This is a genomic window from Thermoleptolyngbya sp. M55_K2018_002, from assembly GCF_015295965.1.
GTDB lineage: Bacteria > Cyanobacteriota > Cyanobacteriia > Elainellales > Elainellaceae > Thermoleptolyngbya > Thermoleptolyngbya sichuanensis.
On sequence record NZ_DVEA01000405.1, the window covers coordinates 1 to 11569 of the forward strand.

General features: G+C 57.3%; 11 protein-coding genes and 1 tRNA gene. 5 read left to right on the forward strand and 7 right to left on the reverse strand.

The annotated features are described in order from the left end of the window. Positions 1 to 90 precede the first annotated feature (90 nt). Together IGS51_RS20545 and IGS51_RS20550 are read right to left on the reverse strand one after the other, a co-directional pair. Positions 91 to 276: a hypothetical protein gene (locus IGS51_RS20545; protein WP_297080627.1), complete on the reverse strand. Its 186-nt coding sequence runs from the start codon at positions 274 to 276 to the stop codon at positions 91 to 93. 332 nt (positions 277 to 608) lie between these two features. Then, positions 609 to 682, reverse strand: a tRNA-Arg gene (locus IGS51_RS20550). 700 nt (positions 683 to 1382) lie between these two features. Between IGS51_RS20550 and dnaK the strand changes: the two genes are divergently transcribed. Together dnaK and IGS51_RS20560 are read left to right on the forward strand one after the other, a co-directional pair. Further along, entirely contained in the window at positions 1383 to 3290 is a 1908-nt protein-coding gene (dnaK, locus tag IGS51_RS20555) for a molecular chaperone DnaK (protein ID WP_297080628.1), read from the forward strand. Positions 3291 to 3722: 432 nt separating this feature from the next. Continuing rightward, positions 3723 to 5036 (forward strand): DUF4912 domain-containing protein, encoded by a 1314-nt coding sequence (locus IGS51_RS20560; RefSeq protein WP_297080629.1) that lies wholly within the window; start codon positions 3723 to 3725, stop codon positions 5034 to 5036. 152 nt (positions 5037 to 5188) lie between these two features. Here the strand turns inward: IGS51_RS20560 and IGS51_RS20565 are convergent, their stop codons facing one another. Continuing rightward, positions 5189 to 6064 (reverse strand): pirin family protein, encoded by an 876-nt coding sequence (locus tag IGS51_RS20565; protein ID WP_297080630.1) that lies wholly within the window; start codon positions 6062 to 6064, stop codon positions 5189 to 5191. Between the two features lie 284 nt (positions 6065 to 6348). Here IGS51_RS20565 and IGS51_RS20570 point away from each other — a divergent pair, with 284 nt between their 5' ends. After that, positions 6349 to 7878 carry a hypothetical protein gene (locus IGS51_RS20570; protein WP_297080631.1) on the forward strand — a complete coding sequence of 510 codons (1530 nt, stop codon included), beginning with the start codon at positions 6349 to 6351 and terminating at the stop codon, positions 7876 to 7878. 194 nt (positions 7879 to 8072) lie between these two features. On the opposite strand, the gene IGS51_RS20575 is transcribed toward IGS51_RS20570, so the two are convergent. Continuing rightward, positions 8073 to 8270 (reverse strand): biotin/lipoyl-binding protein, encoded by a 198-nt coding sequence (locus IGS51_RS20575; protein WP_297080632.1) that lies wholly within the window; start codon positions 8268 to 8270, stop codon positions 8073 to 8075. A 142-nt stretch (positions 8271 to 8412) separates the two neighbouring features. Next, positions 8413 to 9546 carry a cob(I)yrinic acid a,c-diamide adenosyltransferase gene (locus IGS51_RS20580; RefSeq protein WP_068511060.1) on the reverse strand — a complete coding sequence of 378 codons (1134 nt, stop codon included), beginning with the start codon at positions 9544 to 9546 and terminating at the stop codon, positions 8413 to 8415. 203 nt (positions 9547 to 9749) lie between these two features. Between IGS51_RS20580 and fraC the strand changes: the two genes are divergently transcribed. Beyond that, on the forward strand, positions 9750 to 10337 hold the full coding sequence (gene fraC / locus IGS51_RS20585) for a filament integrity protein FraC (RefSeq protein WP_297080633.1): 588 nt from the start codon (positions 9750 to 9752) through the stop codon (positions 10335 to 10337). A 102-nt stretch (positions 10338 to 10439) separates the two neighbouring features. Here the strand turns inward: fraC and IGS51_RS20590 are convergent, their stop codons facing one another. Next, a complete protein-coding gene (locus IGS51_RS20590) occupies positions 10440 to 10781 on the reverse strand; it encodes a DUF5615 family PIN-like protein (RefSeq protein ID WP_297080634.1) in 342 nt (113 codons plus the stop codon). Next, positions 10778 to 11002: a DUF433 domain-containing protein gene (locus IGS51_RS20595; protein ID WP_297080635.1), complete on the reverse strand. Its 225-nt coding sequence runs from the start codon at positions 11000 to 11002 to the stop codon at positions 10778 to 10780. The genes IGS51_RS20590 and IGS51_RS20595 overlap by 4 nt, the downstream gene beginning before the upstream one ends. A gap of 136 nt (positions 11003 to 11138) precedes the next feature. Here IGS51_RS20595 and IGS51_RS20600 point away from each other — a divergent pair. Continuing rightward, the coding region (locus IGS51_RS20600) for a laccase domain-containing protein (RefSeq protein WP_297080636.1) at positions 11139 to 11569 on the forward strand (431 nt) is incomplete at its 3' end.

The following is an 11569-nucleotide window of genomic DNA, read 5'->3' on the forward strand; positions in this document are numbered from 1 at the left end:
GTCAAACCGCACACTCCCAGCCGCTTTCGGGTCAGCCACAGAGGTTGGGTAGCGACAGACTTGGGTCAGTGTGCAACGTCCCAAAAGGGATTAGGGGGGCGATCGCCCAAAGGTGTTGGTGTTGGGAGATAAGGGGCGATCGCTGCCTGGTTTAGGCGGCAACGTAGCTCGCAGTGCCAGCATTCCGCCTATCTGCTCTACCGACACCTTAACGCGCCCCTCTTTAAGCCGCTGATTTACTGCTTCGAGCGTCCATTCAGTCTTGGAAACCGCCATAGGTTAGCCAGTTGTTAGCCAGTGTTAGTCAGTTTGTTAGCCAGAATTAGCCAGTTTCAAAACTGGCTAACACGCTCAAACCCTTGATACACAAGAGTTTTGCTGTCTAGGGTTAGCCAGATGAGCCAGTTTTGGCAGTTACTTCTATTTATGTGTGTGCGATCGCCGCTGCACTGCTCACAAAATCACTGCTTCGGCAAGGCTGTGACTATTTATGACCCAAACTATGACCAAATTATCGGAAACTGCCAACGTATCCACGCCATTTCAGGCTTTACTGGGAATTGTGCCAAAACAGCCAAACCCTTTGCCATCAGTGCTTTCTAGCCTTACGGGACTGGCGCGGCTCGAACGCGCGACCTATCGCTTAGGAGGCGATCGCTCTATCCAACTGAGCTACAGCCCCAGGGGTGAACTGGGATAACCCGACGTTTATAAGCCAATCATAGCAGCAACCCAAAAGGAGGCAGCGACAGACGGTAAACACGCCCCAGCGGATTACGGTTCACCGTCAATCCTAATCGCGCCTGCTCTCTACACTAAAAACATGCAGCATAACCAAGCCCTTAGGAACATCAACAACATTCGACTCAAGCAAGCAGAGCAGGAAATCGTCCCTCTAGAAGCAATTTCCGCCTGCATTGATGCATTGATTCAGCGTGAGGTTGATCAGTGTGCGTCTGTTGTCAGGCAGGTTTGCACGCAAGGCGGCGATCGCTCCCCAGACTGCAAACCAGTGGCGAATTCACAACCGCCCTACCCCAGGTTCGGGAAATACGACTTCATCGAACTCGGAAAAGGTACGCAGTATATAGATTGGGAACCACTGCCGCCCACGGGTTTGGCTAGTGCTGGCTGAAGGCACTCTATCCTCAGAGAGTGTGCAGCTTGAGAGGGTACGTAACCCAAACGCTGCGTTACTGGTAAAACACGTCACTGGTGAAACACGTTACTTGTAAGACGTAGTTCACAAATAGCGCCCAGACCGCTGGGCCAGGCGATCGCACTTAGGACTCAGCTTGCATTTAGCTTGGAAACGGGTAAACGGGCGATCGCACACATCGGTTAATCAAGACTTGGAACTGTATCTGAACCGGAGACTATCTATGGCAAAAGTTGTTGGAATTGACCTGGGAACCACTAACTCCTGCGTGGCAGTGATGGAAGGCGGCAAGCCCACGGTCATCGCAAACGCAGAAGGGTTCCGCACAACGCCCTCCGTGGTTGCGTTTGACCCCAAGACCAAAGAACGTCGCGTGGGTCAGATTGCGAAGCGGCAGGCCGTGATTAACCCCGAAAATACGTTTTACTCGGTGAAGCGCTTCATCGGTCGCAAGTTTGACGAAGTGACCCATGAAACGACTGAAGTGCCCTACAAGGTGCTGAACGTCAACGGCAATGTCAAGCTCGACTGCCCCGCCGAAGGCAAGCAGTTTGCCCCTGAAGAAATCTCGGCGCTGGTGCTGCGGAAGCTCAAAGAAGATGCCACGAAGTATCTGGGCGAAGAAGTGACCCAGGCGGTGATCACCGTTCCCGCCTACTTCAACGACTCCCAGCGGCAGGCCACAAAGGACGCAGGCAAGATCGCGGGTCTGGAAGTGCTGCGGATTATCAACGAGCCGACGGCCGCCTCTCTTGCCTACGGTCTGGACAAAAAGAGCAACGAAACCATCCTGGTGTTTGACCTGGGCGGTGGTACGTTCGACGTATCGATTCTAGAGGTGGGCGACGGCGTGTTTGAAGTGCTGGCAACGGCTGGCGACACGCACCTAGGCGGCGACGACTTCGACAAGAAGATCGTGGACTACTTGGCCGAAGAGTTCAAGCGCAACGAGGGCATCGACCTCCGCAAAGACAAGCAAGCCCTGCAACGCCTAACAGAAGCGGCTGAGAAAGCCAAGATCGAGCTGTCCAGCGTTACCCAAGCCGAAATCAACCTGCCCTTTATCACCGCGACTCAGGACGGGCCGAAGCACCTCGACGTAACGCTGACCCGCGCCAAGTTTGAAGAACTCTGTGCCGACCTAATCGACCGCTGCCGCGTACCTGTCGAAGCCGCCCTACGCGACTCGAAGCTGTCGAAGGACAATATCGACGAAGTGGTACTGGTGGGCGGTTCCACCCGGATTCCTGCGGTGCAGGAAGTGGTGAAGCGCGTGCTGGGCAAGGAACCCAACCAGACGGTGAACCCGGATGAAGTCGTGGCTGTGGGCGCTGCGATTCAGGCGGGCGTGCTGGCCGGCGAAGTGAAGGACATTCTGCTGCTCGACGTGACCCCCCTATCGCTGGGTGTGGAAACACTGGGCGGCGTGATGACCAAGATCATCCCGCGCAACACGACGATCCCCACCAAGAAGTCGGAAGTGTTTTCGACGGCTGCTGACGGGCAGACCAATGTGGAAATCCACGTCCTGCAAGGGGAGCGCGAAATGGCTTCGGACAACAAGAGCCTGGGAACCTTCCGGCTGGACGGCATTCCCCCCGCGCCCCGTGGCGTGCCGCAAATCGAAGTGACCTTCGACATCGATGCCAACGGCATTCTAAACGTCCGCGCCAAGGATAAGGGCACGGGCAAAGAGCAGTCCATCAGCATCACGGGCGCTTCGACCCTGCCCAAGGATGAAGTGGAGCGGATGGTGAACGAGGCCGAGCGCAACGCCGCCGCCGACAAAGAGCGCCGTGAAAAGATTGAACTGAAGAACCAGGCCGACTCGCTAGCCTATCAGACAGAGAAGCTGCTGGCTGACCAAGGCGACAAAGTGCCTGAAGCCGACAAAACCAAGGTGGAAGGACTGGCAAAGGATCTGCGGAATGCGATCGCCCAGGAGAACATGGACAGCATCAAGTCGCTGATGAGCGAGCTGCAACAGGCCCTCTATAGCCTCAGCAGCAACCTCTATCAGAGCAGCGACGGTGGCGACGGCGGCGCAACGCCTCCGGGTGGAGATGCGGGAACGCCTTCTAGCAGCGGCGACGACGACGTGATCGATGCAGAATTCTCGGAAACCAAGTAGCACCGAGGCTGCAACAAGAACGGTTTGGTACGGTTCTGAAACCTGATTTAACCGGCATAAAGGGGGGCGATCGCTCCCCTTTTCTTGTGCCTAAATTTTGCCCTTAGCCCGCACAAAGAAAGTCATAAATTCCTGACAATGAGGCAATTTCACAGTCGATCCCAACTCAGCCAAAAGTCATGCTTTCCTGACAATGCGATCCCAATAAAACCTGTAATCTCGTGAAGTCCCTATTATTCAACCCTTTCCACCCCTTGACCAGATAGGAATTTTTACGCACTATAGGTCTTAACGATTCGATCCCCGTGATCCCAAAAGGTTTATAAGCTCCGTTGGTGATCCCCGTAGGCAACATGGCTGGCGTCCGTTTGGGCAGGGTGTCAATTCGTCATTCCTTTACCCACTTCTTCATCCCTTTACTGGAGGAAAATCATGGCACAGGAACGCCCACCCCTGGAAGAGATGACGCTCCGGCAGTTGCGCCGTGTGGCTAGCGAGTTTAACGTCTCACGCTATAGCCGCATGAGAAAGGAGCAGCTTGTTGCCGCAATTTTGAGCGCTCAGCGGGCTGCGGGCTATGCGCCTGCTTCGTCTCGCCTGGTCGAAGCCCAAGCCGAGGTCGAAGCGGCCAAGTTTGATGTCGGGCAGAGCGATCGCGCTCCCATGTCCCTGGCAGAAGTGGATGAACCCCTCAGCGATCTCCCCGATGGCTACGGCGAGAGCCGCATTGTGTTGATGCCCCGCGACCCGCAGTGGGTCTACGCCTACTGGGACATTCCCAATAGCCAAAAAGAGGAGTTGCGTCGGCAGGGTGGCTCACGCTTGGCGCTGCGGTTCTACGACGTGACGGATATTAACCTAGCAGTGCAGCGTCCCCATAGCCTCCAGCAATATGAATGTGATGAACTGGCGCGGGAGTGGTACTTGCCCGTCCCCGTGAGCGATCGCGACTATCTGGTTGAAATTGGCTACGTCTGCACCGATGGTCGCTGGCTGGTGCTGGCCCGGTCTGCTCCGGTGCGCGTCCCCCCGGTCTATCCATCGGATTGGGTCGATGATCAGTTCATCACTGTGAACTGGGACGAGGAACTAGTCGGCAAGCAGTTCTTGGAACTAGTGCCCCCCACCAAGCGGGGTGCGGCCGCCGACTCGATCTACGACCAACTCTTCGGCGAGGCGATGGTTGGTGGGCAGCGAGTCGATGCGTCGATGATGGGCGCAGTGCCGAACGTTGCAGGATCGCTATTTGGCTCGGTTCACATGGCCGAAAAAGCTGTCAGTTCCTATGTATTCCCGTCGGGTGCGGGGCTGTGGGCAGTGCCTACGATGTCGGGAATCACGGCATCGGGCGCGGGCATGGGCTACACGATGTCCGGCGTGGGCTACACCGCTTCGGGTGCTGGACTGGCCTACACCGCGTCGGGCAGCGGGCTGGGCTTCTCCGCCTCTGCGCCGCCGATTCGCCCCCGAAAGTTCTGGCTGATTGCCGATGCCGAGCTAATTGTGTACGGCGCAACAGAACCGGATGCAACCGTCACCATCGGCGGCCAGCCCATCAAGCTCAATCCCGACGGCACCTTCCGCTTCCAGATGTCTTTCCAGGACGGGCTGATCGACTATCCCATCATGGCGGTTGCGGCCGATGGCGAACAGACCCGCAACATTCACATGAAGTTCACCCGCGAAACGCTCGATCGCCGCACCAACACCAAGGAGGAAGCTGTAGAAGAATGGCTGACCTATTGAGGCTGACATACTGAGGCTGATCTATTGAGGCTAACCTACGAGGCTAACCGACTAAAGCTGACTTATTAGAAAATCAGACATTCAGATCAGGGGTCGGAAACCCTCCGGCCCCTGATTTTTTGTCGGCATTGTGTCGACCCCAGGGCATAACCCTACACGTCGGGGAGCGGAATAAACTCCGTTTCTTCTGGAACCTCTGGAAATTTCCAGTCTCGCCAATCTTGCTTGGCTTGCTCGATGCGCTCTGGGCGACTGGAGACAAAATTCCACCACTTTTGGCGCGGCCCCACGGGTTCGCCCCCGATAACGATGCAGCGGGCGGGCTGAGTTGCGGAAATGGTCACGGCTTCACCTGATTTCAGCAGCGCCATCGTGTGGACGGCCAGCGGTTCCTGGTTTAGCGCGATTTCCGGTGTGACGGCATAGACGGCCTGTTCGGAATACAGCGCAGGCAGCGTAAACTCAGCGTTACCTGCAAGCTCTACGTCCAGGTAGAGAATGGGCGAGAAGGTTCTTACAGGGGAAGTGCGATCGCCCAATTGTCCGGCAATCAGCTTGATTGATGCACCGCCCGTTTCCCAGGACGGCATTTCTGCGGCAGCATAGTGGTGAAACCAGGGATCGGTTTCCTCGTGGGCATCGGGCAGCGCGATCCAGGTCTGGATGCCATGCAGCGTTGATTCGATGGAGCGGGCCCAGTCGGGCGATCGCTCTGAATGAGTGATCCCGCGCCCGGCCGTCATCCAGTTCACTGCGCCGGGGTGAATTTCCTGGACGCTGCCCAGGCTGTCGCGGTGCAAAATCACGCCTTCAAACAGGTACGTCAATGTGGCCAGGTTGATGTGGGGATGGGGGCGCACGTCCAGCCCTTTGCCTGGTGGAAAAACAGCCGGGCCCAAGTGGTCGAAAAAGATAAACGGGCCGACCATCGTGCGGGTGTCGCTCGGCAATACGCGCCGTGCCTGAAAGCCGCCCAGATCTTTTGTTTCCGGTGCGATGATTTGATCCAGGTGGGATGCTGAAACCATGAATTTTCCTTGTTCGTATGGATCGAGCGTCGAGGCGGGGGTGCGGTTCTGGGAAACTGCCTCGGCTTTGTTTTTGTAATGTCCGTTACATTTAGAATCAACCGTGGCGGCGGGGGCGATCGCTCTGCCAGAATTGAGGCGATCTTGGATACAGTCTGGATTCAGTATCCCGGATCGACGCTGTTTTGGTGTGAATCAACTGTTGGTGTGAATCAACTGTTGGTGTGAATCAACAATCAGCGTTACAACCCTTAGTTTGGCTTGGTGTGTTTGGAGACATGGATATGCGGCGTATTTTAATGGCAGTTGGAGTAGGGCTGGTGGCAATGGCTCCGGTTCCGGTGATGGCGCAGTTGCGGCTGCCAAATATTCCCGGGTTGCCCGGTGGCGTGCCGATTCCGCCCGTACCAGGACTGGGAGAACTAATGGGCGATCGCCCCCCTGTCTCCACCAGCCTGGAAGATGCGAAAACGGAACTGGCCCTGCTGGATACATACAATCCCCAACGTGTTGCACCCGCCAGCCAACTGCGGCGCGGCGAACACGGCAGCTTTGTCGTCGTGCCCGGTGTGTATGAATACGAGGCGCAGAGCTATTGCCTACATGCAGGGACGCACGGGCCGGGGCAAGGCGACGGCTATCTGTATGCGCCGCTGCTGGGCAAGCGAGAAACCATCGTGCGGCGGGTGTTGCAAAACTCCGTTGCCCATCCCGACATTCCCCAGCGGGATATCCAACTGCTGCTGTGGGCAATTCTATCGCGGACCCGGTTTAATGACCTGTCCAGCGACCTACAGGCAGCAGGGCGACGGCTGCTCACCCGCGAAGATATCAACGACCTGAACGGCGGCGCACTGGGCAACATTCCGCCAGAGGTGCAGCGCCGCATTTTTGCCGAACTGCCGCCTGCGGTGCGCCAGGTGGTGCAGGCAGAGGCAAACCTGCGATCGCTCCTCACACGCGGCAATGCGTCCTATGCCGAGATGGAGCGCATCGCCGTGTTGGTGGGCGAGGTTGGCATGGGCGAGGGGAGTCGCGAGGTTCCAGCCGGCCGCTGGTCGATGCATCCCAGCGGGCTGTTTGTCCGCTATAACCCGTCGGGCTATAGCCGCACCAAGGTTCAGTTTGCGCTCCCTGATCGATATACCATCACGCGAGACACGCTAGGGCGGATTACATCCGTCACAGATAGCCAGGGGTATCGCAGCGAAGTAGTCTACGACGACCGCATTGCACCCCGCCCCCACCCCACCGATCCGCAACTGGTTGCCTACGCCTTTCAATCCGTGCGCCTGACTCGCCCCAACCCCGCCAATCGCGCCCAAACGGAACAGTTTGAGGTGCAAAACCAGGGCTGGGCCTTTACCCACGCGCCACGCCGCGCCGCCAGCAATCCGGTGACGCTGGCAGCCGCCCTGCCCCTGCCTGGATTTTTCACGGCCCAGGGCGATCGCTATTGGGACTGGGCCCGGCGCGGCCGCGAAGCCTACGACCAGCAGCAAGCCATACGGGACTATTGGGAACGTGTTGACCGAGCCACGCGCGATCGCAGCGCCCAGGACATCGACGACCTGACCGATCTGGGACACTATCGCGACGGCGTAGAAGCCGCAACAACAGGCAGCACGGGCGATCGCGTTGGCTGGATTGCCGACCATCACGAACGCCAGCGCGGGGCCCTCCTCTACGCCATCTGCGTGCTAGAAGAACGCTGCGAACCGGGCAGTTCTAGAACCTACGATCCATCTGGTGATGTGGCGGTTCCGGGCAACACCTCGCGGCAGCGGCTCGGTCAGTCGGCTCGCGGGTTCTAGCGGGAACTGGTCTACTTTTGCTCTGGGCGGGATTCTTTCAGGCGGGGTTGCGCCGAGGTGGTTGATTGTGCGGATCAAGTGATACAACCGCCTCAAGTTGCGCTGGTTATAGCCAGAGTCACTTTCATAGTGTCGCCCTTTGTCACATATGCCTGGCACAAGCTGGCTTCGGCGCTGCGGAGGCTGGCCTCGGCCTATGCATTTTCCTGGGGACGGTTGCCCGCCTGCGATCGCGCGAGTCGGGCCCGGACTGCATCGAGTTGCCCCTGCACCTGCACCAGCTCGCCCTGGAGATTCGAGTCGTCCACATACGCCAAGACTTGCCCTTCAGAAACGCGATCGCCCCTTATCTCCCAACACTTGATGTTTGGCGCAGTAGGGATAGACTGCATCAGCCTTCAGAAACGCGATCGCCCCTTATCTCCCAACACCGACACCTTTGGGCGATCGCCGAAAGGTACGGGTGCAAGGAGATGAAGGGCGATCGCCCGGTTTCTCAGCCTGCGTTTGGCAAAACAGCAGCCCCTAAATTCCCTAAAAATCAACCCCGCGCTTCAGGTCGATACCCTTTTCGGCGTAGTGCTTGTGGCAAAAGACCTCAGAGTGGATGCTGGCTAAGTCGAAATAGGCCGGAGGATTTTTGCAGCGGCCAGTAATGATTACTTCCGTATCGCGGGGCTTTCGCAGGAGCGCCTGGATAATCGGCTGCTGGGGCAGTAGCTCTAGATCCACCGTGGGGTTTAGCTCGTCGAGAATGATGGTTTTGTAAAGTCCAGAGGCGATCGCCGCCCGCGCAATTTCCCAACCCCGCTCGGCTTCCACGTAGTCTAGCTCCTGCTGCTGTCCGCGCCAAACGATGGCATCGCGGCCGCAGCGCTGATGATCTACTAGGTTGGGATAGCTCTGGTGCAGCGCGGCGATCGCCGCATCTTCGGTATAGCCTGCACCGCCTTTGAGCCACTGCATGATCAGCACGCGGTGCGACTTGTCTTGACTGATTCCTCGCCCGATCGCTTGGAGCGCCTTGCCCAAGGCGCTAGTGGACTTGCCCTTGCCTGCCCCCGTGTAAATCTCGATGCCCTCGATGCCGTGGGTGGCGGCGTTGGGATGAAAGTGGGGCTTCATTTCTGAGTGCAGGTCGGCAATATCCAGGAGGGGCTGGGGTGCGCCGCGCCCGGTGGCGATGATTTCCAGATCTTCGGGCTTGTTTTTCAGCGTGCGAACCACGTCATCAATCGATAGCAGCCCCAGATCCAGCACAGGGTTAAGCTCGTCTAGCACAACGACGGAATACAGCCCAGAGGCGATCGCCCCCTTGGCCACATCCCAGCCGCGCTGTGCCTCCTGCTTGTCAAATCGGGTGATATTGTCGGGGCCAAAGAACTCTGCCCGCCCCGTCCGCACCTGATCAATCAGATGGGGAAAGCCCCGCTGGAGCGCTTCGATGGCGGCATCTTCGTCGTAGGTGCGCCCCGGCCCTTTGAGGAACCGCAGCAGCAGCACCCGGGTTTGCGCCGACGTGCGAATGCCCAGCCCAATCGAGCGCAACACCACGCCCAGCGCCGCCTGCGACTTGCCTTTGCCCGCGCCGTCGTAGACATGAATTTGCCCCAGGATGCGCTCGCTGCGCTGCTGCGCCGTCCGAATGCCAACACCCGCTCTTGTCATGGCTCTAAGATAGTTTTGAACGCAGAATCACCGAACGAGAAATCACCGGAAGCAATCATCCTACCAAACGCTACACTCGGTCTTGAGAATTACAGGCTTTTTCCTCAGAATCTTCCTTAGGGGACTCTGGGATTCGGCATTGTCTGGGTAGGCACGCTACCAGTAGCGCCTCCGAACAACTCCTTACTCTATATAAGCAGGTAATGTTCGCATCTGTCTTGCCCCTGCGGGCGATCGCCTTTCAAATTTTGTTTTTGCTGATGGCGATCGCCATTGAATCCCATGTCTTTGCCGTGCAGCTTACCCTGCCGCCCAAGCAGACCAACGGCATTTCGCCGCAGCAGTCGGTGCAAATTGCCGCAACGCTGAACCTGTTGACGGCGATCGCAGGATGGTTTGTGTTTTTCAGCGTCCAACCCCTGCTGTCGCCGCTGCTCAAGCAGCAGTTGCTGGGCTTTATTTTTTTTGACCAGTGGTCCGCCGATGCGGCGTTTCCTGCTATCCTGGCAGGTTTTCTGACGTTCTTTGCCAGCTTTGCGGTCAAGCTGCTGGGGCTGTCGGCGCTGGAATGGCTCCTGCTCTCCCCTGCCGAATGGGCCGCCCGCCGAGAAGCCTCCAGTCCCCGCTACCGTTCGGGGCAGGGGTTGCTGCGAGACAAAGACCGCGACAAAAAGCCCCCCACCAACCTGTCCAATACCCTCCTAGCGGCAAACGCCTTCAGCTACACAGCAATTTTGGCAGTGCTGTTTGCCCGCAGAATTGTGGACGAGGTAATTCTGCGGGTCGGCTGATGAGACCCAGCGATCGGTTAAGATGAGATGCCGCAGGCAACCTAGACCATCCATTTGATGGCCTATCGACGGCAGGACCCATCGATCTGTTATGCCACCGTGCTAGTCTCCACTGATTTCCACTAACTTTTCGCCAGAGCGTAGTAACTCTAGCGCTTCTAGTAAAACCGAACTCAAAATCTCTCGCAACCGAGCATTTGATGTGTTTCCACACGTTAGCCAAATGATTTGTGGGGGTGCCCCCAAGCGATCGACCAAATCCACAAAATCACTGTCTTTCGTCATGAAAACAACTCCCTGAGCTTTTGCAGCCTCAAAAATTTCTGGATCTTCAGCATCTCGCAAACCAAGATCACGTAAAGCTAGGGCTGTCACCCCAAATGTATTTGTAATCCAAGTAGCGATCGCGGGCGACAGGTGTGCATCAATCCAAATCGTCGTCATGCAACTAAAACAGGATGATTGAGCTTGCGTGACGCATAGGCAAGAGATGCTCTCAAATCATCCATTTCCAGATCAGGCAGTTCCTCCAAAATCTGTTCAGCACTCAATCCTGCTGCGAATAAATCTAAAACATCAGACACTCGAATTCTCATGCCACGGATACACGGACGACCACCGCACTGTCTAGGATTTACTGTAATTCGTTCAAGTAGCTTTGACATTTGAGGAAACCTCCACAGGGAACTCTACTTTAAATGAAATGATTTGGTTTAAGCTAATCCTCCAATTACAATTGCTACGGCTACAGACAAGAAAAATTTTACCTATAGAACTATTCTGTAGACTTTGAGGGTTCTGATGTACGACTGGCAATGGCGTGACTGGCGCGGCGCGTCTTACCTGACCTGTAGTTTGCTGGACGGGTTTGATCACGGCTTTTTTACCCGGCAGTTTGCGCCGTGTGGCCCAGAAGACCTGACCCCGGCGCTGAAGCCGGAGGCACGACCGCTGCGGGTGAAGCAGGTGCATGGCAATCGGGTGCTGAGCGCGGCAGAAATTTTGGCAGAAGCGTCCGCAGGTCTGGGCGCGGCGGATGAGTCGGGCTGGCCGCAGGCCGATGGCGGCGTGACGGATGAGGCGCTGGAGGCGGCGTGGGTCTGCTCGGCAGACTGTGTGCCTGCGCTGATTGCGGATGTTTCGACGGGGCAGGTGGCGGCAGTTCATGCGGGCTGGCGGGGCACGGCGCTGGAGATTGTGCCCGTGGCGATCGCCCGGTTGCAGGAGCGGGG